Source organism: Agromyces sp. NSFZ (genome assembly GCF_056156205.1).
In genome coordinates this window covers 3,568,272-3,593,321 of record NZ_CM149585.1, presented here as the reverse complement: position 1 = coordinate 3,593,321, position 25,050 = coordinate 3,568,272, and the positions used below count along the sequence as shown (strand labels likewise).

Sequence of the window (25,050 nt, the reverse complement as noted above, 5' to 3'; positions counted from 1 at the left end):
GAGTAATCGGCGGATGCCCCTCGAACTGGGGCATCCGCATAAGGCGGATCACACAGTCTGGTGGCCGATCAGTCGCCTCAGCCAGCGATCGTGGAGAAGATGGCGGTGTCGTGCTCGAATGCCGTCGGCGCTATCGACACGGTCACGTCCGACGCGTCGGCGAGCGAGTAGGCCATCGTCCACGAGAAGGTCTGGCCGGGCAGCACGTTCGCGTTCCCACCGAACGGCTCAAGCGCGACGGAGTCGTTGCTGAGATCGGTGATCGACTCACCGGCGACGCCACCAGAGGTGACCTCGGGCATGGACAGCAGTTCGAGCGTGTCGGCGCTGTTGTTCGCGACCGAGAAGGTGATCGTCACGTTGTTCGGGTGCGTTGCAGCGGCGTACTGCGAGGGCGTGTACGGGGTGGGCGCGCCGACCGTGATCGCGACTCCGTCGTCGTACGTGAAGGTTCCGCCGAGCAGGGTGACGTCGGGTGCGGCGGGTGCTTCGGCTGCCGGTTCGGCGGCGGGTGCGGATGCCGCGGGCTCATCGAGCGATGTGGTTGTTCCGCCGGTCTGCGCACCCAGTGAGGGTCAGTGCGGCGAGGACGGCGAGCGCGGGGAAGGAGTTGCGGGCGTTCATGGTGTGTTCCTTTCGGGTGGGTGTGGGAGACGGAGCGGTGACTATTCGGAGGTGGCCTCGATGACGATGTCGAGGCCGCTGTCGGGGTGGTAGCCCCACGAGGCGGCGAGGTCGTCCCATTCGGCTTCCTGGCGACCGTCGAGTGCACGGGTGCTGTCGAGGCGGCTGATGACGCTGTCGGGCGTCTCGAGCTCGATCAGTACGCAGGCGATGTCCTCGATTGCCGCGCCGTCGCTCTCGCTGCCTTCGCTCTGCATGCTGAGGCTGCGACCTTCGTCGCCGACGGTGATCCACGGGTTCGACTCAACGTCGCAGGCTGCGGTAGCGCGCTCGATCACGGTGGGACCGAGCGATCCAGCGCTGGATGCGAGCGCCGGAGCGACGACGTGGATGAAGACGGTCGTGGCGATCGCTCCGACCGCGACTCCCGCGAGCGCTGTGGCCACGATCACGGTGATGAGCGTGCGGTTGCGTGCGGCGCCGGCGTCGTCAGGCGGCTCGGAGATGACGCCGGACTCGTCGCCGTGCTCGATCTCTTCGGCATCCATGACGACCTCAGAACCGCGGGAGGCGGAGCAGGTTGTCGGTCTCGCGACCGTTCGCGACGGTCGTCAGGTGGCGTCGCCCGGTCGGCGACGTGCGAGTGATGACGAGCGCGCGCTCCCCGGTCTGGTCGTGACGCGTGTACATGGTCGTGCCGGCGTCGATGACCCGGGCGATCGCCTCGGTTGAAGCGACGGTGAGCGGGCCAGAGGCGCTCCCCGAGTACTGGACGGCGGTGATGTGCTCACTGCGCAGGCCCGGGGACTCGACCCGGACTCGACGGATGAACGGCATGACAATGTGCCCCTTCGATCGGCGTGACTGTGACGCCGTCGAAGTTACGGAGAGACGCATCCAAGAGGAACGATGGCCTCGATAAGGAGGGTTATCGGCAATTCACCACAAGTGGGCGCACATTCTCGCTACCGTGAGGTTCGAGCCCAAACAACGTTCACACGCGAGGAGGAAGGAAGGTGCCGATGCCCACTGTTGCACAGACGTCCGACCTCCGAATCACGCTGTCTGACGTGGCCCGCCTCGCACATGTCCAGCGCCCTGTGGTCTCCGTCTGGCGCAAGCGTTTCGCCTCCGGACCGCACGCCTTCCCGCGCCCGATCGATTCGATCGGCGCAGCCGAGGTTTTCGACGCAACCGACATCGTCGATTGGCTGACTGAAACCGCGCACGGCAAGAACCCGGCCGCCGCAAAGGAGGTCGCCCTGTTCGCCCGCCCGGCGGACTTCGACGGCTCATACTGTGACGCGGTCACCTCGCTGCTCGCGCTGCGGGCCTCCCATGGTGCTCCACTCGCGACACTCGACGCTGCGGCCCTCGTCGACGCGGCAGATGAGGCAGACCCGGACGACGAGGCCCTCTTCGGCGAGGTCGAGACGCTCGGCTCCGACGCAGAGCGGATGGCGCGCCACGTCGATGACCTGGTCGAGGCCGGGTACGGCGTCGCTCCGGCGTTCGAGCACGTTCTTGACTCGCATCGCCGTTCGCGCCGAGACGCGGCGCGCGGTGAGCTCGCCGCCGACGCCGCATCTCTGTTCAGCGAACTCGCCATCGAGCTCGCTCTGACGAACCCGTCCGCGGATGCCACCGCCCCCGAGTTCGCGGACCCCACCGGTGTGTGTGCCGATCGCCTCGTGGAGATCGCCGACCGGCTGAGCGACATGGCGGAGCCGGTCATCCACAGCGCAGACCGGGATACTGCTGCGGCTCGCCTCCTGCGCCGCCGACTGCTGGCGCACGGAGTGCCACGGACCGCGATGGCAGTGGACGAAGCGGGCGGTTTCGAGCTGACCGGTCCGGCGGTGAACGTCGCTCAGTATCCGTCACCGGAGGCGACCAACCTTGCGCCGAGCGACATCCTCTCGTTGATCGACCAGATCGCGGTGCAGATGGATGACGCGCAGCGGGCGGTCGTGCTCGGGCCGGCGGCGGTGCTCGTCGACGGCGGCCTCGATGCCGATGCAGCGGCGGCCCGCTCGGGGCTGCTCCGCACGGGACGGGTGCGCGCGATCGTCCGGCTCCCCGCTGGGCTCCTGCCGTCGGCGCCGCGCCAGCACCTCGCGCTTTGGGTGCTCGGCCCGGCACATGAACGAGTCGCGATCGCCGAACGATGGACCATGCTCTCGGATCTGTCGGCGTTCGACCTCTCGCCCACCGTGCGCGGCGACCTGGTCGGCGATCTCGCCGCGGCCATGGGGGACCGCGACTCACTGCGCGCCCACGGATTCACGTTCACTCGCATCGTGCTGACGAGCCGGGTGCTCGCTCGCTCGGGTTCGCTGTTCGATGACGGCGCGTCTCTGAAGCACGCGCCGGAACGCGCGCGAGCGGATGCCGCGGCATCCGCTCGCCTCGATGCCCTCATGGCCGACCTCGGCGACCACACGGTCCCGGCCTCGATCCGTCGATTCACCCCGGCCAGGGAACCGGCTCGCGTGCCCGCTGCGACGCTCGGGGAACTCGCGCGAGACCGACACGTCCGCTACGTCGCCGGCGTACGCCTCGATGAAGCGGATATTGCGTATGAATCGGGCTTCGCCGTCATCGGGCCGGATGAGGTGCGCGGTTTGCGCATACCGGGTGAGCGCCGGATCGATCGACTGCAGTTCGCGGCGACATATCCGTCCGGGCGGCTCACCGAGCCGGGCGACGTCGTGTTCGTCACCGGCCCCGACACCGCCGCGTGGGTCGACGAGGAGGGATCGTCGGTGATCAGGGCGCCCGCCCGCGTGCTGCGGATCAATCGCAAGGACGACGCCGGCCTCATCCCCGACATCCTCGCCACTGACATCGCCCGCAGCGCCCCGGGCACGCCGTGGCGGACCTGGACCGCGCGTCGCGTCGCGACCGCCCACCGCGCGCCGGTGGCCGAGGCGATCGCCGACATCCGTCACACCCGCGCTGGACTGCGCGCACGCCTGGCCAAGCTCGACGAGCTCGAGCACCTCATCGTGGCGGGAACCACCGCCGGAACGCTCAGGATCACCGAACCCGAAGGAGACATGCATGCCCCCGAGGACTAAGGCCGCACCGGCGGCCCCCTCAACGATGAAGGAGCTGAAGGACACGCTCTGGAAGGCGGCCGACAAGCTGCGCGGCTCGATGGATGCGTCGCAGTACAAGGACGTGATCCTCGGGCTGGTGTTCCTCAAGTACGTCAGCGACGCGTTCGAGGAGCGGCGCGACCAGATCGCGACGGAGCTGCGAGCCGACGGCATGAACGACGAGCAGGTGGCGCAGCTCATCGACGACGTCGACGAGTACACCGGTCGTGGGGTGTTCTGGGTTCCGGATGCCGCGCGCTGGGGCTTCCTCGCCGAGAACGCGAAGGGCCTGCCCGCGATGGGCGGCGGGCCGGCGAAGTCGATAGGCCAGCTCATCGACGAGGCGATGGACGCGATCATGACGGCGAACCCGTCGCTCGCTGCGACGCTGCCGCGCATCTTCAACCGAGACAATGTCGACCAGCGCCGGCTCGGCGAGCTTATGGACCTGCTCAACTCGGCGCGATTCACCGGAGACCGGGCGAAGCGCGCCCGTGACCTGCTGGGCGAGGTGTACGAGTACTTCCTCGAGAAGTTCGCCGCGGCCGAGGGCAAGCGGGGCGGCGAGTTCTACACGCCCGCCGGTGTCGTCCGGGTGCTGGTCGAGATGCTCGAGCCGACGAGCGGACGCGTCTACGACCCCTGTTGCGGCTCGGGCGGCATGTTCGTGCAGGCCGAGAAGTTCCTCGAGGCGCACGACCGCGAGGGCAGCGACATCTCGGTGTACGGGCAGGAGCTCAATGAGCGCACCTGGCGGATGGCGAAGATGAACCTCGCCATCCACGGCCTCAACGCCAACCTCGGCCCGCGCTGGAACGACACGTTCGCGCGCGACCTGCACCCCGACCTGCAGGCCGACTACGTGATGGCGAACCCGCCGTTCAACATCAAGGACTGGGCTCGCAACGAGCAGGACCCGCGCTGGCGCTACGGCGTCCCGCCCACCGGCAACGCGAACTACGCGTGGATCCAGCACATCCTCTCCAAGCTTGCGCCCGGCGGTCAGGCCGGCGTGGTGATGGCGAACGGATCGATGTCGTCGAACTCCGGCGGAGAGGGCCAGATCCGCGCGCAGATCGTCGAGGCCGACCTCGTCTCGTGCATGGTTGCGTTACCGACGCAGCTGTTCCGCTCGACCGGAATCCCGGTGTGCGTGTGGTTCCTCGCGAAGGACAAGACCGCCGGCCCCGGCGGCTCGATAGACCGCACCGGCCAGGTGCTCTTCATCGACGCCCGCGACCTCGGCCACATGGTCGACCGCGCGGAGCGTGTGCTCAGCGACGACGCCATCGCGAAGATCGCGAACACGTTCCACGCTTGGCGTGGCACGAAGTCGGCGACGGATGACGCGCTGCCGGCGTATGACGATGAAGCTGGGTTCTGCTACTCAGCGACGCTTGACGAGGTCAAGGCGGCTGGCTATGCCCTGACCCCAGGCCGATACGTGGGGGCATCCGAGGCCGTCGATGATGGAGAACCGATCTCCGAGAAAATTGCGCGCCTGCAAGAGATGCTGCTCTCACAGTTTGCCGAGTCGGAACGACTTGCCGCTGCGGTCAAGGAGCAGCTGGGCAGGGTCGATGTCTGAGTCGGAGTATCCCCGCGTTCCGCTTGCGGACGTCTTGGAGTTCCGCGAGGGCCCCGGCATCCTCGCCAAGGACTTCCATCAGGCCGGCGTTCCGCTGATTCGACTTGCAGGGCTGAAGTCGAGCACATCGCTCCTGACCGGCTGCAACTTCCTAGACCCAGCACTCGTCGACTTGAAGTGGTCTCAGTTCAAGCTGAGAGAGGGAGACACGCTCCTCAGCACCTCAGCGTCGCTGGGTGAGGTCGCCCGCGTCGATGCCGAAGGGGTCGGCGCAGTTCCCTATACCGGGATCATTTCGTTTCGACCACGAGATTCGCGGATTCTTGGAGAATTCGTGCCGCTAGCGCTGACTGAGGCGGGCTTCAAGGCACAGATCGAAGCCATGGGAGTCGGAAGTGTCATGAAGCACTTCGGGCCCAGCCATCTGCGGCAGATGACCGTTGCCCTTCCTTCGCCGTCGGTACAGCGCGCAATTTCAGAAGTGATTGCCGCTCTCGACAAGAAGGCCGCCGTCAACCGCAAGCTCGCCACAACAGCGCGTGAACTCGCAATTGCGATGACGCCCGTAACGGGTGACCGCGTATCAGTGCTCGAGCTCGCGATGCTTCGGAAGGCGCAGATCGATCCGGGAACGTTAGGAGACGAGGCCGTAGATCACTACAGCCTTCCGGCGTTTGACGCCGGCAACGGCCCAGAACTCATCGAGGCGCGCCACATCAAGAGCAGTAAGTTCATCGTGTCGGAGCGATCCGTGTTGATCTCCAAGCTAAATCCCCGGTTTCCTCGCGTGTGGGACCTCGCACGGTTGAATGGGCGACGAGCGCTGGCATCGACGGAGTTTCTCGTGCTTGAACCGCGTGAGGTGTCAACTTCCGTCCTTTGGAGCGTCCTTGCTCAGCCGTCGTTCGGTCGAGATCTCGAGTCGAAGGTTGCTGGAACGTCTGGCAGCCACCAGCGCGTGAAACCGGCCGAGATTCTCGAGGCCCGTGTCCGTGACCCCCGCGCATGGTCAGCGCACACGCGGTCCGTTATCGAGTCGCTTGCGTCCACCGCGATGGCCGCAGACGCGGAGAATCGCACGCTCGCAGCAACTCGTGACCTGCTCTTGCCGCTCCTTATGGCTGGGCAGCTGCGCGTGCTCCACGCGGAGCAAAGCGTCGAGGATCTGGTCTAGGTGACTGTTCGCCAACGAGTCCGACTGGGCGACACCATGACGGGTGTGATCATCGATCATGATCCCGATACGCCATGGATCGCCGGAGCACTCACCATCGATGCAAGTGGAATCCGACTTGAACTGCCCTTCGTGCAGGACCCTGATGTGGCGCAGTTCAGCGCAGTCCGCAAGTGGTTCCAGACCCAGACGGGCCCCGCAACGCTCACCGTGGCGATGGCCGGACGCGAGATCACTCTGTTCGGCTGCCGCTACGGCTCACCAACGATCGTTGTCGGCAGAGCGGTCACCTCTGGGGTCGTGCACGCCGAGTCAGCGGTGGTTTCTGGAGTTGCGCGGGCCAAGGAGAACCTCTTGGTCCAATCGCTGGAATCGAGAATGGACGGGCTGCAGGCGTGGACCAGGCTTCGCTCGACGAAGACATCCATCGCCCGCGGTGCGTCACCCAGGAATGGCCCGCGCATGACCATCGAAGTCGAGGTCAATCCGGGGTTCCAATGGACGGCCGGCGACGCGACATTGAGCGTGTCGACTTCGTGGCTGTTGCCGAGTGCCCGGCCGACGCTGACGCTCCATGACGACTCGGTGCTTCGAAGCTCATTCCCAGAGCCGCGATCAGTCGAAGCGCATCTCGCCGAACACCGCAAGGTGCAGCACCTGATCGCAATCCTCTACGGCCGGGAAGCGTGGTTTCGTGGCCATGAGGCGCAAGATCGCATCTTCGAGCGGGCCGCGCTCGTGCCGAGTGAGGAACCCGGCCCGGAGGTCGAACTCTTCGATCGCCGCACGCTCCGGGAGGAAGCCTCGGCACCACCCGAGGAGCACGCCTACTCCTTCCCGCTCGCCGATTTCACGGACATTGGCGTCGAAGGCCTGACTGACTGGACCGTCAAGTACACGGAGCGTTCCCGGATCATTGCCCCGATTGCCGGGGTCATTCAGCGGAAGCTCAACGCCGACGACACCCTCGTCAACGCGGCCGTGGCCCTCGAGGCCGCCGGTCGCCTGATCGGAAGCGTTGCCGGTGAGGAAGTCACCAAGCGCTCGGGGGCGGGTCCAAGCTTCACAACTCACGTTTATCGATCGATCTCAGCCTCTGGATTCCCGTGGTCGAACATCGCCGAGTCGCAGCACGGGCTCGCCTCAGCGGTATCGAAGATCTACCGAGCGCTCAAGCACCCAGAGCACGATGCGCCCACGCCTTGGCATGCGTACCTTGCGGGGATCACTGCGCTGACGATCGGACGGCTCTTCCTTGTCAGCTTGATCGTCTCCGAAGCGGCCGCCGCGCCGCTCAAGAACCCGGGAATCCAAGGGGTGCTCGATGTCTTTGAGCAGAACGGCGCTCGAGTGGACGAGCGCGGTGAGTTCGTCGGCGGTTCATGATCTCGGCGACCTACCGGTCCGATCCGCATAAGGGCCGGCGACGGCTGCAGCGACCAGGTACGACCCACCTGATGCGGGCCAACGCCGTCTCCACCCCGTTTGGGGGTAAGCGCCGAGAAAGTATCGCGGCCCCAGCATTCGGCTGCTCGCATACAGTAGGCCCGGACGCCGAGGCCAAGCCCCCAATCCTTGCCACGTAGTCCCGACCCGACAGGAGCCCGACGATGACCGACGAGATCCAGCTGATCAGTGACGGCGACGGTGTCGCCGTCATCGGCGAACCGAAGGTGGTCGAGCGCTTCCTCGCCTCCGAGGGACTGCCATCGCGAGAAATCGGGCTGGCGCGGCTCAGCCCGGCAGTCGGCAATGCGGCCGCTGCCACCCAGGCCGGCGCAGAGATCGCGGCGAACGCGGGACGTTGGGTGAAGCTGACCGAGAAATCCGCGAAGGCACTCAAGGCCGGCGAGCTGATGAAGGGCTCCTCATCTGGCGTCGGCCGCGCAGTGCTCACGAAGAACGGCAAGATCACCGGCATCCTTGAGATCGTCAAGGGACCCGGCGCACTGCTGACGAATCCGGCGATCCTCACCGGCGCCGCCGGGATCATGGCTCAGCTCGCAATGCAGCAGGCGATGGACGAGATCACCGACTACCTCGCCAGGATCGACGAGAAGCTCGACGACGTGCTTCGTGCGCAGAAGGACGCGGTACTCGCCGACATGATCGGTGTCGATCTCGCCATCGAGGAGGCCCTCACGATCCGCGAACAGGTCGGGCGGGTCTCCGAGGTGACCTGGTCGAAGGTCCAAGCGACGTCCATGACGATCGCTCGCACCCAAGCGTACGCGCTGCGTGCACTCGACGCGATCGCCGAGAAGCTCGAGAAGACGTCCAAGGTCGACGATCTGGCCGAGGCGATCGCTGCAGCCGAGCCGTCCGTGCGGGAGTGGCTCGCCGTCCTCGCGCAGTGCTTCCGGCTGCAGGACGGACTCGGCATCCTCGAGCTGGATCGAGTGCTGGATGCCGCTCCCGACGAGCTGGACCGGCATCGGATCGCCCTCAAGACCGCTCGCCAGAACCGGTTGACCGTCATCGCGACCACCACGCGGCAGCTGCTGGCACGCATGGATGCCGCCACGGCCACCGCCAACACGAGCAACCAGGTGCTCCTCAACCCGTTCAACTCACGCAAGGTCGTGACGACGGGCAACCAGATCGCGATCGGCGTCCTCGACTTCCAGGGCCGGCTCGGGATCGAGAGCGAGCGCGAGACGGTCGAAGCCAAAGGTTGGAAGTCCGCGATCGTTGACGTGCGCGACAAGGCCGTTGAGACCGGGGCCGAAGGTGTCGGCGTCATCGGCCGCTTCGGCAGCGAGGGCATCGTCAAGGCCCGTTCGCTCTCGGACAAGGTGGCCTTGAAGGTTGCTGAGGGAGCCCTGCGGCGACGCGGCGACAGCGAACAGCGCGAGAAATCATGATCACGCGCATCGTGCTGGTCGTGGTCGGCGCGATTCTTGCCCTCGTCGGGCTCGGCGCCGCAAACGTGATGGGGTTCAACCCGTTGCAGCTGCGTCACACGGATCGGAGCCAACCCGCCCTCCTGAAGTCGATCCAAGAGATCAGCCAGTATCACGCCGCCGTCGGCAACTTCGAGATCGTGGTCGACGTCGAGGATGACGTCGAATGGCTGCCCGACGCCATCGCCGGACGTCGCACCATCTTCGTCGCGGCTGGCACTGTCAATGCCTACGTCGACCTCTCCGGTCTCTCCGGCGACGACCTCACGCTATCCGAAGACGAGAAGTCCGTGACCGTTCGGCTGCCCGAGCCGCAGTTGGCTGAGCCCAACCTAGACAGCGACCGCTCGTACGTATTCACGCAGGAACGTGGCGTGCTGGCGCGAATCGCCGACGCAGTCGATGTGCCTCAACAGTCGCAGTTCTACTCGCTCGCTGAGACGAAGCTTGCTGACGCAGCCGAGGAATCGGAACTCCGAGATCGTGCGGCCGAGAACACCCGGACCATGCTCACCGGCATGTTCGGCTCGCTCGGAATCCAGGCCACCTTCGAGTGATGAACGGGGTTATCAGCGTGTACCCGTCGCCCTGCGACATCCGCTCATACGCTGGCGTCACATCGCCGACAGGGGGAACGCACACGTGACCGGAATCTCAGAAGCCGAGTGGGAGCAGCTCGCACTCGACACGCTCGCCGAGCCTCTGCTCTGGCGGCCCGCCGCTGGGGAGGCCATCGCGCCCGGCACCGACGAGCGCGAGTCGTGGGGCGAGCTGCTGATCCGGCCGCGCCTGCTCGCCGCGATGCAGCGGCTCAACCCCGCCGTTCCTGCGACGTACCTCCAGCAGGCGCTCGCCGAGATCATCGCGCCGAAGTCGCAGGACCCGATCGCGGAGAACCACCGCATCCACGACATCCTCGTCGGCGGTTACCGTCTGAGCTACCTGGACGCCGACGGCACCGAGCACAACCCGACCATCCGGCTCGTCAGCCACGACCCCGACGAGAACGACTGGCTCGCCGTCAACCAGGTCACCATCCGTCAGGGCGACCGCACCCGGCGCTTCGACCTCGTGCTCTACCTCAACGGCATGCCCGTGAGCATCATCGAGCTGAAGAAGGCCGGCACCGACCGAGCGGATGCCACGTCGGCGCACGCGCAGCTCGTTACCTACCTGCGCGAGTTCCCGATGGCGTTCCGTTTCTGCATCTTCGTGCTCGCGAGCGACGGGCTCGAGGCACTGTATGGCACGCCGTTCACGCCGCTCAACCACTTCTCGCCGTGGAACGTGGACGACGACGGTACCCCCGTTGAGGCGAACCGGCAGGTCGACGGTGAGACGATCCCCGCGCTCGAGGACGCGCTGAACGGCCTCTACAACCAGGAGCGCTTCCTGCAGCTCATGCGCGACTACACCGCGTTCGACGAAGGCGACGGCGGGCTGGTCAAGCGGATCGCGAAGCCGCACCAGTACTTCGCCGTGTCGAAGGCGGTCGGTGCCACACGGCAGGCCGTGGCATCCAACGGCAAGGCCGGTGTCGTCTGGCACACACAGGGCTCCGGCAAGTCCATGGAGATGGAGCTTTACACCGCCCTTGTGATGCGCGAGCCGGCGCTGAAGAACCCCACGGTGGTCGTCATCACCGACCGCAATGAGCTCGATGGACAGCTCTTCGCCGGCTTCGACCGCAGCCTGCTGCTGCCCGAGAAGCCGAAGCAGATCCGTCTTCGCCGCGAACTGCGCGACGAGCTGTCGAACCGCACGACCGGCGGCATCTACTTCACGACGCTGCAGAAGTTCGGGCTCAGCCAAGCCGAGAAGCAGGCTGGTGTCGAACATCCGCTGCTCTCGAACCGGCGCAACATCATCGTGGTCGTCGACGAAGCCCACCGAAGCCACTACGACGACCTCGACGGATACGCCCGCCACCTGCGCGACGCCCTGCCGAACGCGACGCTCATCGCGTTCACCGGCACGCCGATCTCGTTTGACGAACGCAACACCCAGGAGGTGTTCGGCGAGTACATCGACATCTACGACCTCAGCCGGGCCGTGGCGGATGGCGCGACTGTGCCGGTCTACTTCGAGCCGCGCCTCATCAAGGTGCGGCGGGCCGACGAGCTCAGCGAGGAGGAGATCGACCTCGCGGCTGACGAGGCGACGGTCGGGCTCTCTGACGTGGAGCGGGCTCGGCTCGAGGCATCCGTCGCCGTCGTCAACGCCGTCTATGGTGCGCCGGAGCGGCTCGAGGCGCTTGCCGCCGACCTCGTCAAGCACTGGGAGGAACGTCGCAAGCGCATGCGGCCGTTCATCGGCGGACCGGGCAAGGCGCTGATCGTCGGCGGCACGCGCGAGATCTGCGCGCGGCTCTACGAGCAGATCATCGCCATTCGCCCCGACTGGCACAGCGACGACCTCACCGGCGGTCGCATCAAGGTCGTGTACTCGGGCGTGCCGAGCGACCCGTCGCCGATCGTCGAGCACGTCCGACGCGACAGCGAGAACGCCGCCATCAAGGAGCGCCTGCGCGACATCGACGACGAACTCGAACTCGTGATCGTCAAGGACATGATGCTCACCGGTTTCGACGCGCCGCCGCTGCACACGCTCTACCTCGACCGCCCGCTCAAGGGCGCGCTGCTGATGCAGACGCTCGCCCGCGTGAACCGGACGTTCCGCGGCAAGGAGGACGGCCTGCTCGTCGGGTACGCGCCGATCGCCGAGAACCTGAGTGCCGCGCTCGCCGAGTACACCGTTACCGACCAGAAGACCAAGCCTGTCGGTCGCGACATCGATGAGGCGGTGTCGCTTGCCGTGCAGCTCGTAGAGCGGGTGCGCGGGCTGGCCGCTGGTTCGAACTGGCGAGCGCGGCTCGCCGAGGGAGGGCCGAAGGCCTATCTCAACGCAGTGAGCGGCACCGTGGCGTACCTGCGCGATCTGCAGAATCCGCTCAACGATCCAAAGCTCGAGGGTGAGACCCTCGCCGCGCAGTACCGCCGGTTCTCCGGGCAGCTCGCGCGTGCTTGGGCTCTCGCATCCGGGCAGAAGACGATGCTGGAGTACCGCGAGGAGATCGGCTTCTACGAAGAGGTCCGCATCTGGATGGCGAAGTACGACGCCGCCGAGCGCAAGGCGTCCGGCCAGCCCATCCCCGAGGACATCCAGCGCCTACTCGGCAGCCTCATCGCCCAGGCGACGGATGCCGGCGACGTCGTCGACATCTACGAGGCGGCGGGGATACCGCGACCGTCGCTCTCGGAACTCACGCCCGAGTTCGCCCGCCGCGCCCAGAACGCGAGCCACCCGCAACTCGCGATCGAGGCGCTGCGCGACCTCCTCATGGAGGAGTCCACGGCCGTCTCGCGCGGGAACCTCGTGCGCGAGCGGGCGTTCTCGGCGCGGATCGCCGAGCTCATGAACAAGTACACCAATCAGCAACTGACCTCGGCCGAGGTGATCGCCGAACTCGTCGAGCTCGCTCGGGAGGTCGCGGCCGAGGGCAACCGTGGGCAGCATTTCTCGCCGCCGCTGAACGACGACGAGCTGGCGTTCTACGACGCGGTTGCGCAGAACGAGTCGGCGGTCGAGATCCAAGGCGAGGGTGTGCTCGCTGAGATCGCTCGCGAGCTGGTCGCGATCATGCGCCGGGATGTCCGGACGGACTGGACGGTTCGTGCCGACGTGAAGGCCAAGCTGCGGTCGTCGATCAAGCGGCTGCTCGTACTCAAGGGATATCCGCCGGACAAGCAGCCCGAGGCGATCAAGCTCGTCATGGAGCAGATGGAGTCGATGGCACCGCGGTACTCGGAGAAGGGGCAGGGAGGCGCAGCATGACAGAACCGAAGAGTCAGAAGGGTCTCGTGTTTGAGGGGTGGGACCCCGTCGAGGAGATCTGGGCAGTTGCCGAGCGTCTTGAGGAGCTGCTGGGTCAACTCCCCTCCGTCGGCATGATCGACAGTCAGCTCATCGCGATGCGCGAGCGCATCGCGGAAGACACTGAGCGTGATGGACACGACCCGCGGGTGCTCACCGACGATGACGCTGAGCTACGCGATCGGCTGCTCGATCTCCGCCTGTTGGTCGACGTGCCGGACGACCTCTCGGTTCTCGGCGGTGTGGAGATCGAACGTCGCATCAACGCCATTCACGTCATTCAGGTGCTCGAGGCACGGAGGCGAGGACAGTGGGTTCCAGACGACCACGAGTAGCGGCGCTTTCTCATACCCATGCCGCCCGGATCGACGAAGCCGGGTCGCGCGTCTGAGCGATGACGGCTGTTGTCGGTACGGTTCGATTCAGAGGTGAGGAGTGTCATGACGGTATGGGTCATCCGCGCGGGTCGACACGGCGAGCGCGAGCAGTGGTGCCTTGAGAATGGCATCGCGGGTGGCGGCTGGGACGAGGTCGGCGACCTCGCTTCGGTTTCCGGGCGCGACGATGTTCGCGGGCTGCTTGAGGCCGCCATGCCGAATGCCACTTCTGGCCTCGTTTCGAATCACGCAGGCCAGCTCTGGGCGCTCCGCAACATCGAGCCGGGGGATCTCATCATCCTTCCCCTCAAGTCGAAGAAGGCCATCGCAATCGGCGTCTGCACGAAGGGCTACCAGTACCGAGCGGATGCGCCGCTGAAGCATACGATCTCGGTCGACTGGAGGCGAGACGACGTCCCGCGTTCAGCGATCAAGGACGACCTGCTCTTCACGCTCGGGGCGATCATGACCATCTTCCGAGCGAGTCGAAACAACGCGACTGAGCGATTCAAGGCCGTGTTGGAGACGGGTATTGACCCGGGTTCGACCGGGGTCCGACCAGCGCCGGCGCCACAACCGTCACCTCAAGACGACAATGTCGATCTCACCGACCCGGTGGTTGCGCCGACGCTCGAGACCATACGCGATCGCGTTCGCTCATTCGTCTCCGAGAACTTCAAGGGCCATCGATTCACGGAGCTGGTGGCTGAGGTCCTGCGCGCACGAGGCTTCGTGTGCGAGGTATCGCCGCCCGGTCCGGACCAGGGTGTTGACATCCTTGCCGGATCCGGGGCTCTTGGCCTCGACAGTCCGACGCTCATCGTCGAGGTGAAGTCCGAGGGTGGGCAGGTCTCGGCACCCGTTGTCCGTGGCCTGCATGGCGCCATCTCATCGCACGCCTCCGATCAGGGGTTGCTGGTCGCGTGGGGTGGAATCACCAAGGACGCCCGACGTGAGATGCGGACCGATCGGTTCAAGATTCGGGTCTGGGATGCCGAAGAGTTCCTCGACCAGTTCTTCGCCGTCTACGACGAGCTGCCCGAGGAGACTCGTCGTCTGGTGCCGCTGAAGCAGGCATGGGTACTTGACGAGGAGGCAGGATGACTGACGTCGTCACCCCCGCAGACCTGGCTCGCGAGCTCGGGGTCACGCAGAAGCGGATTCGTGCGTTTCTCAGGTCAGGCTGGGGAACGCTCGACAGCTGGCCGACGCGATGGCAGCTCACCGACCAGCAGGTGTCGGCTGTAAGGAAAGAATTCCGCGCCGAGGCAGCGAAGCGGCCGCTTGCCGAAGTCGAAGTCCCCGATCTCCTCAGCCAGTACGCGGAGATCCTGGCTGAACTTCGCGTCCGAGGTGTCTGCCGAACGGGGAATGCTCCGCTCGGCGACTACGCCGAGTACCTCGCGCAGTCGGTCTATGGCGGAGAGCTGGCTGCGAACTCGGCGAAGTCCTATGATTTGATCGACTCGCCTGGGCGAAGGGTGCAGGTCAAGGCAAGGACGATTTCCGCGGGAACGAGTCCGAGCGCCGTGTTCTCGGTGTTCCGGACCTTCGATTTCGACATCGCGTTGCTACTCGTGTTTGATCAGGCAACGTATGAACTCCTGTGGGCAGCGGAACTCGGACCCGAGTCGATCCAAGCGAACGCACGGTGGTCTTCGCATGTAAACGGCCACCTCCTCGGCATTCGGCAGGCGCGAGAGCTTGGAGTCGACGTGACTGCTCGATTTGACGGGCTAGGCAATACGGGGTGACCGGAATCAATTCCCTGCTACTCGTCCAAACAGCGGGTGGGCGATCTTGAGTCGCTTGATTGGTCTCGACTCCAATGTCTGGCGCTATCTCGTTGATTCGAATCGGGTCGAAGACCTGTACCGAGCGAGCCGAAAGTCGGATGTCACGATCGTGGCCATTCCAGCGGTACTGTACGAGGCCATACGGGGAAGCCATCCCGGATCCGAGATGAGAGAATTCGGGCGATCCGTCGTCGAGCATGGCATCGCAATATGCCTGAGGCATATCTAGAGGCTGAGGATGTCAGGGTAGCCATCGCCCGCCATCGCCCTCAGTGGCTCGTAGATAACCCTGATCTGCGGTGGTGGCACCATCTCCGGGCCGATTGGGCGGAAGGCACTTGGCGGCGAGCCCGGTCTGACGCGTCCGCGTTCGCCGCGCTGCTGGGATCCGCGGACGCGAATCGGCTCGAAGCGGCTCGTAGCGAGGCGACGAGGCTCAGAGAGTTTGTTCGGTCATCGCAGACCACGCTGGAGTCCTTTCAACCGGACCGGCTCGTATCGATCGTTGAGGCAAAGGAACCTGGCCTCGAACGCACAACCTGGGAGGCATGGCGGACGGACGCCGTCAATATCTGGGCAGATGTGCTTCTCGGCCCAGCCGACAGGGCTCTTGCCGAGTGGCTTACTCCGTGGCTCGTACCTCGCATTCCCCAAAGATCGCGCGAAGATTGGCTCCGCTTCTGGACCAAGAGTCACCGCCGCGGAGGTCCCTCGCGAATGGATGCGAACGATGATGGCTTGGGCCTCTGCCACGCGGAAGCAGTCGGACGGAACCCCGGTCGACTGGCAAATCTCGACATACCTATTCGATCTCGACGAGTTCGTAACGGGAGACAAAGTCTTTGTGGATGTGTTGAACAAGCTGAAGCCATTCGCCCCAGCCGTCTACGCCAGACCACGTCTCGTCCCCGGCGGCTCCGCGGCTGTTGATGAACTGCTCAGCGTCATCGGCTGACATCCGCCTCCGGGCTGATGGCGCCAAGCAAAGCATTTGGGCAGCCGTCGCCTCCGTGCCACACCGCGATGCATCCGCCGACACAAGAGGAATGGGCCACATGAGCGACCGATCAGCGTGAGCGAGCAGATGTCCTCGGTCGCTGCGCCGAAGGCGACCGCCTTGCCCGACGACTTCCAGGAGCGGGTCTTCAAGGCGATCGCGGTTCAGCGACCTGCGGTGACCGCGTACATCAAGGAGGTCCGACGGAAGAAGCACTCCGCGACCCCGGCCGACGTGATGAAGACGATCGAAGCGCAGTACGTGGCGACCACCACGGCTGCGAGCATCGCCGTCGGGGCATCCGCCGCCATCCCTGCCGTGGGTGTTCCCGTCGCGATCGGGCTCGGTGTCGCCGACCTGCTCTTCTTCTACGAGACGACGGCGCTGTTCGCGCTCTGCATGGCCGAACTGCGGGGCATCCCGATCGAGGACCCGGAGCGTGCCAAGGTCATCGTCCTCGGCGCGCTGCTCGGCGAGAAGCGGAAGAGCAACATCTCCGCACTGATACTGGGGGCCCTGCCGGCGGGCGCAGGCGTCGCGGGAGCCCGCGCGGTTGCCGGCACGGCACTCTCGAGCGCAACTCCGAAATGGGGACAACTGCTCGCCGAGCAACTGCCCGAGTCGGCGCTCGTGCCGATCTCCATCGTCCTGGCGCGGCAGGCGATCGCCCAAGGCGCCGTGATGGGAACCGTCAAGATCAGTTCGAAGGCCATCCCGGTCATCGGCGCGGCCGCGGGCGGGTTCACCAGCTTCTACTTCGGGAGCGGCGTGGTGAAGTCCTGCCGTGCCGGATTCGACGAACCGGTCGAGACGTGGCCCACGTGGCTCGAGCTCACCGACAGCGACGGTGACGGAGTGCCCGACCCGCCGAGGGCGGTCCTCGCGATGCGTTCCGCCTCGGCGTCTGCCAAGGATTCGGTGAAGGCGTCTGGGGGCGGGTGGTGGACGCGACTGAGGCGTTCCGAAGCGTCGACCTCGATGGTGACGGCGTCCCAGACGAGCCGAAGGCGCTCACCGCTGCGAAGGGCGCCGCGACGGCGGTCGGAGGTGCCGTCGGTGGGGGAGCGAAGGCGGTCGGCAATGTCGCTGCGAGTGCGGCCGGGGCGGTGACCGGGATCTTCACGCGCGGCAGGAAGTCGGCCGACGACGGGGTGGTTGCTGAGGGCGACGAGGCCGACCGAGTCGTCTGAGGAGCGGGTGCGTCGGGACGTCCGCATCTGGACGTGATGCGATGCGCTGGACCTGATGCGATGCGCTGAGGGCGATCGCGTACGTGATCCAGGCGCGGGAGTAGTGCACTGATCACCGGCGACGCCGCCAGCCATCTCGCTCAGCGCCTCGCCGGGACGCGCACGCGCTTGCGATCGCGGACGATCGGAGTAACGTCGGTGGTGTCAGACATACTCGAACAGGGGATGAACCCCTGAGGGTCGCGAGGTCGGCTCGGAAGCACCGGATCGGTGTTGAACACATGCTCGCGGCGCTGAGGAATGAAGTCGCTCGCGCGGAGGTCGGCGATGCCGTACGGGTCATCGGCACCGACGACCGGGGCGTGGACCTCGAGCTTGTGCTGGTTCCCGACGACCGCCGAAACGGCTGGACGATCATCCACGCGATGCCGACGAGTTACAGGAGGAACCGATGACCACCAGAGAGCGTCGTCGCTTCGAGTTGCCGGCGAGCCCGGAGGTGGAGTTCGTCGAGACCGAAGATGTGACGTACCACGGCGCGCCCCTCACCGACGAGCGCGTACAGCAGATCGTCGAAGACGTGCGACGCGCGAACCTCGTCCCGGGCGGGAAGTCGTTGAATCAGGACGGATCGCACGCCCGTCGACTCTCGCTGCGCGTGCAGGATGAGTTGTACGAGACGCTTGAGAATGCCGCCGACGAGGCGCACGTCAGCGTGTCCAAGCTCACCCGGGCAGTGCTCGAGGAATGGGCGGAGCGGCGCCGAGCGAAGTCGGGCTGACCGAACGCGCTCGACCTCGTCGAGTAGCGGGTCGACTCGAAGGGCGTGATAACGCGGGTCGTCCGGCCAGCCGGGCGCCCGGAGTACGCCGCGGCCGGAGCCCGGGGAGCGCGCGACCGGTGAACGCGGCGGCAGGCTCCGAGGCGCCGCCACCCCTGCACTGGGGGTGCACCGAGCCCGGGAATGACGTTCCCTCGCTTGTGGCGCACCCCTGCCAGGAGGACGATTCGAGCAAGATCAACGTCGATCGAGGAGGCCGTCGTGCTGCCTGCACATTCCCGAGTCGCGCCCTTCACCGTTCCGATCGCCATCGCCGGGTTGGCGGTCGGCCTGTTGAGCGCCGTCACCGCGCCGCCGATCGCGGCGCGCGCCGATTCCGTCATCGTCGTCGACTCGACGTCGCAGGGGCTCGGCGCAGCAGGATGCACGTTGCCCGAGGCGATCCTCGCGGCGAATCATGATGCGACCGTAGTGCCCGACCCGGTCGGCAACGGCACCACCATCGACACCGGGTGCGCGGCCGGCAGCGGCGTCGACGTGATCGAACTCGGCGGCGCGACGTACGCGTTCGGCTCGATCATCGACGAGGACGACAACCACGTCGGCCTCACGGCGACCCCGGTGGTCACGAGCCATCTCATTATCGAGGGTCGAGGCGCGGTCATCCTGCGCACCGGCTCGACGCTCATGCGCGCCTTCGCGGTGCAGAGCGGCGGACTGCTCGACCTGCGCGAGGTGCACGTGAAGGACTTCGCGGCCCGGGGCGGCAACGGCGGCAACGGCGGTGGCGGCGGTGGACTCGGCGCCGGCGGTGCGATCTACGTGCACGCGGGCTCGCTCATCGTGCAATGGAGCACGTTCGAGGCCAACTCGGCGACCGGCGGCGACGGCGGCGACCGCACGGGCATCGGCGGCCCCGGCGGTGGCGGTGGCGGCGGCCTCGGCGGACACGGCACCGGTGGCGGCGGTGGCGGCGGTGGCGGTGGCGGGTCACGCGGCAACGGCGGCCACGGCTTCTTCGCGGCTGAAGGCGGCGGCGGTGGCGGCACCGTCTACGCGGGCAGTGCGTTCTCTGACGGCGGCTACCGATGCGGCGGCGACGCTACGACCCTCGACTCGATCGTCGGGGCGAACGGCGACGACGCAGGGTGCGACGGCGGCGGCGGAGGCGGTGGCGCCGACCTCACGTTCACGAGCGGCGACGGCGGGTACGGCGGCTACGGCGGTGGGGGCGGTGGCGGCGCTTCCGACGACGGCGACGGCGGCCACGGCGGGTTCGGCGGTGGTGGCGGCGGCACGACGGTCGACATCATCGACGGATGCGGCTACTGCGGCGGCACCGGCGGAGACGCGGGCTTCGGCGGCGGTGGCGGCGCGGGCCCCGGCGGCTTCGTCTTCGGCGACCCGGGGTCGGGCGGCACGTTCGGCGGCGACGCGAGCGAGCTCGTCGGCGGCGGGGGTGCGGGCCTCGGCGGCGCGATCTTCGGCCACAGCGCGACGATCACCGTGAGCAACAGCACCTTCACGCGCAACTGGGCGGTGCGGGGCGTCGCCGGCAGCAGCAGCTTCACGGGCGGCGGTGTCGCAGAGAACGGGTCGGATGCCGGTGGCGCGATCTTCACCGTCGGCGGCGCGCTCACGGTCACCAACTCCACGATCGCCGGCAACGAGTCCACCGGTGCCGGCGCGGGCCTCGTGGTCTACAAGCCGACCACCGGCGAGGCGACCTCGCTCGTGCTGCGCAACACCATCGTCGCGGTCAACACCGGACGCGACGAGTGCTACGTGCTCGGCGGCGTCGCGACATCCGGCACTGACAACCTCGTCACCCCGCACGACACCGACAGCGCCACGCCGTGCCCGACCGTCACGCAGACGGGCGACCCGCAACTCGGCGTGCTCGCGCTCAACGAGCCGGGTCGCACGCCGACCATGGCCCTCGCGGCCGGAAGTCCCGCGATCGACACGGGCAACCTCGCCTTCGCGCCGCTCGACGACCAACGGGGCGTCGCCCGACCGCAGGGCCACGGAGCCGACATCGGCGCGTACGAGTACGTCGCGCCCGCCGACACGACGGCGCCCACGGCGTCGCCGACGCAGGCGCCCGCGGCGAACGGGGCCGGTTGGAACACCGCCGACGTCACCGTCACGTGGAACTGGGCCGACGAGACCGGCGGCTCGGGCATCGACCCGACGAACTGCACGACGAGCTCGACCTCGAGCGGCGAGGGCGCGGCGCTCGCGCTCTCGGCGACGTGCGCCGACCTCGCGGGCAACGTCGGGTCGGCGAACGCCGCGGTGAAGGTCGACGCCACCGCACCCACGGTGACGTGTGCGGCGACGCCCACGTACGTCATCGGCGGCACCCCGGAGTCGGGGCTCGAGGCATCCGTCACCGACGCCCTCTCCGGCCCGGTGGCATCGCCGGTCACCGCGTCGCTGATCGCCGATGACACCGCGGCGCCTGGAGTCTTCAGCAAGCCGCTGACGGGGGCGGATGTCGCGGGCAACACCACGACCGTCGACTGCGAGTACGTCGTGGCCTACGCGTTCGGCGGGTTCCTGCAGCCGATTCCGCTGTCGTCGTACAAGCGCGGCTCGACCATCCCGATCCGGTTCCAGCTCGGCGACGCGAGCGGCACGCTGGGCGATGCGGATGCCGCGGCCCTCCTCTCGCCGACCTGCCTCGTGTTCGTCGCGCTCGACGGACAGGTCAAGGGCTGCGCGAGGTACGACGCGACCTCCGACACCTTCCAGGTCGACGTGAAGACGACGAAGGCGCTCAGCGCGGGGATGCACACGATCGGAATCCTCGTGACCACGGCCGACGGCGACGTCGTGAACAGCGACGGGATCGAGGTGCTGCTGCGGTAGGGGCAGGATGTCGCGCCCGAAGAACACATGAGGATCCGGGTCATCCGTCCCCGTGGGCGCCTCTGACGCGGATTCTCATGTGTTCTTTCCGCGTCGGCTGGGTTGCGACGGCGCGCCCCGCGCGCAGTGCGCGCCGCCGAGACATCCTCTCGTCCTACTCCACCGCACGCTCCACCGCGTTGAAGGGGAAGTGCACGTCGCCGAAGCCCCATGTCGTGCGCAGCCAGTAGGGCACGAACGCGTCGAGCTCCTTCTCGAGCGCCGACCCCACCAGTTCGTCGACGACCCACCACGACGACTCGGCGTCGTGGGTGTCGTGCGGGTCGATGTAGACGCAGCCGACGAGCCGGGTCTCGTCGCCGTCGAGGATCGCGTAATTGAAGGTCTCGTGCGCCGCGATCTCGCGCTCGTGTCGGGCGAGGTCGTCGCGGTCGGCCTCGAACGACATCGTCGCGGGCGGCCAGCCCCAGCTCTCGCCATAGATGCTCCACAGGCGTTCGCGGGATCCCATGACGGCGGGGTAGTCGATGTCGACGTCGTCGGCGCGGATCGGCCGCAGGTGGAACCCGTCGACCAGCTCGACGCGCTCGGGGTGCGCGAAGCCCTCGGGGAGCCAGGTGCGGGAATCGGTGGTGTCGGTCATGGGAACATACTGGCGTGTTCCGCCCGACCGCCGGGCGCGCGATCCGGGCGGATTACGCGCGGGCTACGTCCGTACACGAACAGCTACCACTCACCGGCGAGGACCCGCGGCATGCGCGCCACCACGGCCGCGTGACACGTGCGCGCGGCATGGCAATCGGCATGGCAACCCGTCGGGCGCTCGGTGCTCACGGACGCTCGGTGCTACCGGTGCACGTGCGACGGTTGCCCGGTGACGTTCGTGATGTCCTTCTCCGTCGCGTGCAGCAGTCGCTCGGCCAGGTTGCGCAACGCTCGCGCGACCGCGAGCTCGTCGCCGATCTCGGGCACGCTCGGATCGAGCGGATTGCGCTCTGCCTTGCCGACGCCGGTCACATCCTGACCCGTGGGCGTGCGCAGGCTGGCGTGCGCCAGTGTGGTGTTCTCTTCCTCGTCGACGTCGACGGTGATGCTCCAGTGCTTCGTCGCATCCATGGAACTCGCCACCTCTCCGGTCTGGTTCCACCTTCAGCGTACCGACCTGCCGCACGTGCGGCGAGGGGTCAGGACGCGACGCCCACCGCGACGCAGTGCTGCTCGTGGCGTGTCGTGGCGTGGCGTTGTGGCGCGCCGGCTACTCGCCGGGCGCTTCCTGCAGCGCCCGCACCTCGATGCGGGTCTGCACGGCGGCAGACGCCCTGGTCGCCCATTCGATGGCGGATGCCTCGTCGGCCGCCTCGATCACCCAGAAGCCGCCGACGTACGACGGCGCCTCGACGAACGGCTCGTCGAGCACCCGTGTCTCGCCCGAGCCCGACGTGGCGTCGACGGTCTTCGCGGTCGACGGCGGGTGGAGTCCGCCCGGCGAACAGCCACGCGCCCGAGTCCTTGAGGGCCGTGTTGAACGCGTCGACCGCGGCCATCACCGCGGCCAGCTCGGCGGGGTCGAACTCCTGCATCGACGCCATGGTGGGCTCGGTCGCCGAGTCGTGGGGCATGGTCAGGAAGTACTGCGTCATGGGTGGTCCCTCTCGTCGTGGGCGCCGGCGGCGCCCCTCACTCCTGCGTCGAACGAGCACGCTCTCCGATCGACATCGGCCCGATCAGGTACCGGCCGCGCCGTCGCGGGCCAGCTCCAACCAGGGCTCGCTCACGGCCTTGAGCTCGGACTCGTTCCAGTAGTCGCCATGGCCTTTCGGGGTGTCAGCATCGCGGCCGCTCCGGGGATCGGGAAGTTGCTGGTCATCGATCGTTCGTACTGTGCTGCCGAGCTCAGACTGAAGCGGTGTGGCGATGGGGTCCGTGCCGCGCCAGAAGTTCGACCACTTGTGCACCGATGCCCGCGCAGACGTCATGAGCGCCGTGTCGAAGAACCGCGGGAAGAACGTGCAGTACAACGAACTCACCGGTGACCCGCAGGTGATCAGCGTCACCACTCCGGCGCCGGGGTGGTGGTGAGCGAGGTACCAGACGCTGAGCACCGATCCCTGCGAATGCCCGACGAGCACGATCCGCTCCGACGTCTGCCGAAGGGTCTCGACGTCGGCCGCGAGACCGTCGACGACCGGCCGGCGATACGAGCGGCCGGCGAGCGGATGCCACGTCACCGACCAGAAGCCGATGATGTCGGCGACGATCGCGAATGTGCGGCGCAACAGCCCGATCCGGCCGCCGGTGAGGACGAACAACGCCGAGACGATCGCGATCACATTGGTCGCGATGACGAGGAGATCCAGCACGATCGCGTCGAAACGTCCGGGGTCGCGGTCGGCGATCGTCGCGATGACCCAACCGACGGCGAGCGCCCAGATGACCATCCCGATGAACAGGCCCAGTCCGAGCTGCGGCCCCAGCTCGGTGATCGCACGATGGATATAGCGGGCGCGACGGGTCCTGCCTCGCAACATATCGGTAAAGCGAGGGCGGTTCGGTCGGGCGGCAGTTGCTGCGGCGATGCCGAGCAGCAGTGCGACCAACGCAAGGATCGAGAGGAACGGGACGGTGTCGTAGAAGTACGTGAACAGGCCACCATCGCCCGGCTGATACGGCAGGAAGTACCGCTCGCTCCAATCGAGGCCGGCGTTCCGCTCGATCGCGGACATCGACGGAAATCCGTCGAGGTAGTCGAGAATCCAGCTGATGCCGACGCGGATCGCGCTGCCGAACGAGTGCAGCAGCAGCAGCGATGCCACAAGGGCCAAGGCGAGGCCGCCGAGGTTGCGGTACGGACGGTGGATCGACGCGAGCAGGATGATGAGGCTCACGAGCACGACCAATGCGGTGCTCACGACGACGACCAGGTTCAATGCGTTCAAGTCGGGGTCGGCGCTCCAGAACGGCGCGTTCTCACAATCGACCTCCACGCCCCGGGCGCGCAGGTCGGCGCACGCGGCCGCCCGCTCGGAATCGTCGAGCGGATGGAACGTCGTGAATATCGGGGTGCTGGACAGCCACGAGGGTGCGATCACCTGGGAAGGACGGATGATCACCAGCAACGCGGCGGCGATCCCGATCACGGCGACGTGGGCCGCGCCGAGTGCGACCGTCAGTGCCCGTGGCATGCGTTCTGCTGCATGACGCGTGCCGTCTGCGAGCGTCTCGAGTGACGAATCATTCATCCCGACGAGGTGGATGCAGCGGATGGTCACCGTGGCCGCACCCACGACCGCCACCGCGACCACCAGGATGAGGCCCGCGTCGGTACCCGGACCGAGGCGGAGCATCCGCAGCACTGTCTCGCCGATGGCAATGACCCACAGGTAGGCGACGGCCGTGGCGACGAGCGACACCAGGATGACGCATCCGGCGAGCCATCGCACCGGTGCATGCCCACCCTGCTCGCGCGGCGGAACCATGTGCCCCGCGGTGTTCACCAGCGAGAACGGAAGCGCGAGATACCAGAGGACACGCGCGAGCCGGCGCGACGTGCGCGACCAATTGAGGAACTGCACCGGATGCCGCGGAAGGTGCGGGAGCTCGGCGGTACTCGTCGCCCGATCGGAATCCTCGATGACGGGAGGACTTCCGATCGCCGAGTAGACGTCGTGATCGCCGATCCCATGTACGCGGAGTTCGACGCCGCGGAACGCCTCATCGTCGCTCATGCGCGCAGCCTAATGACGGGGTCCGGAGGCAGCGGGCAACGCCGCAC

General features: G+C 67.0%; 22 protein-coding genes. 15 read left to right on the top strand and 7 right to left on the bottom strand.

Annotation, left to right across the window (positions count from 1 at the left end; genetic code table 11):
- Window positions 1–77 precede the first annotated feature (77 nt).
- From ACVFI9_RS17045 to ACVFI9_RS17035, 3 genes are all read right to left on the bottom strand, one after another.
- The gene (locus ACVFI9_RS17045; RefSeq protein WP_474763366.1) at window positions 78–359 is read right to left on the bottom strand and encodes a hypothetical protein; all 282 of its coding nucleotides are present in this window, start codon (window positions 357–359) and stop codon (window positions 78–80) included.
- A 306-nt stretch (window positions 360–665) separates the two neighbouring features.
- Window positions 666–1,172, bottom strand: coding sequence for a hypothetical protein (locus tag ACVFI9_RS17040; RefSeq protein ID WP_474763365.1), 507 nt, complete (start codon window positions 1,170–1,172; stop codon window positions 666–668).
- Between the two features lie 7 nt (window positions 1,173–1,179).
- Window positions 1,180–1,461: a DUF3892 domain-containing protein gene (locus tag ACVFI9_RS17035; RefSeq protein WP_474763364.1), complete on the bottom strand. Its 282-nt coding sequence runs from the start codon at window positions 1,459–1,461 to the stop codon at window positions 1,180–1,182.
- Between the two features lie 233 nt (window positions 1,462–1,694).
- Between ACVFI9_RS17035 and ACVFI9_RS17030 the strand changes: the two genes are divergently transcribed.
- The 15 genes from ACVFI9_RS17030 to ACVFI9_RS16960 all read left to right on the top strand — a co-directional run bounded on the left by ACVFI9_RS17030 (window position 1,695) and on the right by ACVFI9_RS16960 (window position 21,278).
- The gene (locus ACVFI9_RS17030; RefSeq protein ID WP_474763363.1) at window positions 1,695–3,704 is read left to right on the top strand and encodes a hypothetical protein; all 2,010 of its coding nucleotides are present in this window, start codon (window positions 1,695–1,697) and stop codon (window positions 3,702–3,704) included.
- Window positions 3,688–5,313, top strand: a complete 1,626-nt coding sequence (locus ACVFI9_RS17025; RefSeq protein ID WP_474763362.1) for a class I SAM-dependent DNA methyltransferase — start codon at window positions 3,688–3,690, stop codon at window positions 5,311–5,313. Before ACVFI9_RS17030 ends, ACVFI9_RS17025 begins: the two co-directional genes overlap by 17 nt.
- Window positions 5,306–6,487 carry a restriction endonuclease subunit S gene (locus tag ACVFI9_RS17020; protein ID WP_474763361.1) on the top strand — a complete coding sequence of 394 codons (1,182 nt, stop codon included), beginning with the start codon at window positions 5,306–5,308 and terminating at the stop codon, window positions 6,485–6,487. Before ACVFI9_RS17025 ends, ACVFI9_RS17020 begins: the two co-directional genes overlap by 8 nt.
- A gap of 36 nt (window positions 6,488–6,523) precedes the next feature.
- Window positions 6,524–7,873, top strand: coding sequence for an ApeA N-terminal domain 1-containing protein (locus tag ACVFI9_RS17015; protein WP_474763360.1), 1,350 nt, complete (start codon window positions 6,524–6,526; stop codon window positions 7,871–7,873).
- A gap of 224 nt (window positions 7,874–8,097) precedes the next feature.
- A complete protein-coding gene (locus ACVFI9_RS17010; RefSeq protein WP_474763359.1) occupies window positions 8,098–9,351 on the top strand; it encodes a hypothetical protein in 1,254 nt (417 codons plus the stop codon).
- Entirely contained in the window at window positions 9,348–9,947 is a 600-nt protein-coding gene (locus ACVFI9_RS17005) for a DUF4230 domain-containing protein (RefSeq protein ID WP_474763358.1), read from the top strand. Before ACVFI9_RS17010 ends, ACVFI9_RS17005 begins: the two co-directional genes overlap by 4 nt.
- 85 nt (window positions 9,948–10,032) lie before the next feature.
- The gene (locus tag ACVFI9_RS17000) at window positions 10,033–13,224 is read left to right on the top strand and encodes a type I restriction endonuclease subunit R (protein ID WP_474763357.1); all 3,192 of its coding nucleotides are present in this window, start codon (window positions 10,033–10,035) and stop codon (window positions 13,222–13,224) included.
- Window positions 13,221–13,598 carry a hypothetical protein gene (locus ACVFI9_RS16995; RefSeq protein ID WP_474763356.1) on the top strand — a complete coding sequence of 126 codons (378 nt, stop codon included), beginning with the start codon at window positions 13,221–13,223 and terminating at the stop codon, window positions 13,596–13,598. The genes ACVFI9_RS17000 and ACVFI9_RS16995 overlap by 4 nt, the downstream gene beginning before the upstream one ends.
- Before the next feature lie 105 nt (window positions 13,599–13,703).
- Window positions 13,704–14,744 (top strand): restriction endonuclease, encoded by a 1,041-nt coding sequence (locus tag ACVFI9_RS16990; protein WP_474763355.1) that lies wholly within the window; start codon window positions 13,704–13,706, stop codon window positions 14,742–14,744.
- Entirely contained in the window at window positions 14,741–15,394 is a 654-nt protein-coding gene (locus ACVFI9_RS16985) for a DUF6998 domain-containing protein (RefSeq protein WP_474763354.1), read from the top strand. Before ACVFI9_RS16990 ends, ACVFI9_RS16985 begins: the two co-directional genes overlap by 4 nt.
- 772 nt (window positions 15,395–16,166) lie before the next feature.
- Window positions 16,167–16,391 (top strand): hypothetical protein, encoded by a 225-nt coding sequence (locus ACVFI9_RS16980; protein WP_474763353.1) that lies wholly within the window; start codon window positions 16,167–16,169, stop codon window positions 16,389–16,391.
- A 117-nt stretch (window positions 16,392–16,508) separates the two neighbouring features.
- Window positions 16,509–17,543 carry a hypothetical protein gene (locus ACVFI9_RS16975; RefSeq protein ID WP_474763352.1) on the top strand — a complete coding sequence of 345 codons (1,035 nt, stop codon included), beginning with the start codon at window positions 16,509–16,511 and terminating at the stop codon, window positions 17,541–17,543.
- Between the two features lie 361 nt (window positions 17,544–17,904).
- Window positions 17,905–18,078 carry a hypothetical protein gene (locus tag ACVFI9_RS16970; RefSeq protein ID WP_474763351.1) on the top strand — a complete coding sequence of 58 codons (174 nt, stop codon included), beginning with the start codon at window positions 17,905–17,907 and terminating at the stop codon, window positions 18,076–18,078.
- Window positions 18,075–18,404 carry a ribbon-helix-helix protein, CopG family gene (locus tag ACVFI9_RS16965; RefSeq protein WP_474763350.1) on the top strand — a complete coding sequence of 110 codons (330 nt, stop codon included), beginning with the start codon at window positions 18,075–18,077 and terminating at the stop codon, window positions 18,402–18,404. The genes ACVFI9_RS16970 and ACVFI9_RS16965 overlap by 4 nt, the downstream gene beginning before the upstream one ends.
- 261 nt (window positions 18,405–18,665) lie before the next feature.
- The gene (locus ACVFI9_RS16960) at window positions 18,666–21,278 is read left to right on the top strand and encodes a choice-of-anchor Q domain-containing protein (RefSeq protein ID WP_474763349.1); all 2,613 of its coding nucleotides are present in this window, start codon (window positions 18,666–18,668) and stop codon (window positions 21,276–21,278) included.
- Between the two features lie 154 nt (window positions 21,279–21,432).
- Here ACVFI9_RS16960 and ACVFI9_RS16955 read toward each other — a convergent pair whose 3' ends face one another.
- From ACVFI9_RS16955 to ACVFI9_RS16940, 4 genes are all read right to left on the bottom strand, one after another.
- Window positions 21,433–21,921: a GNAT family N-acetyltransferase gene (locus ACVFI9_RS16955; protein WP_474763348.1), complete on the bottom strand. Its 489-nt coding sequence runs from the start codon at window positions 21,919–21,921 to the stop codon at window positions 21,433–21,435.
- Between the two features lie 203 nt (window positions 21,922–22,124).
- Window positions 22,125–22,394, bottom strand: a complete 270-nt coding sequence (locus ACVFI9_RS16950; RefSeq protein ID WP_474763347.1) for a DUF1876 domain-containing protein — start codon at window positions 22,392–22,394, stop codon at window positions 22,125–22,127.
- Between the two features lie 139 nt (window positions 22,395–22,533).
- Window positions 22,534–22,695, bottom strand: a complete 162-nt coding sequence (locus tag ACVFI9_RS16945; RefSeq protein ID WP_474763346.1) for a YciI family protein — start codon at window positions 22,693–22,695, stop codon at window positions 22,534–22,536.
- A gap of 307 nt (window positions 22,696–23,002) precedes the next feature.
- On the bottom strand, window positions 23,003–25,003 hold the full coding sequence (locus ACVFI9_RS16940) for an esterase/lipase family protein (protein WP_474763345.1): 2,001 nt from the start codon (window positions 25,001–25,003) through the stop codon (window positions 23,003–23,005).
- Window positions 25,004–25,050 lie beyond the last annotated feature (47 nt).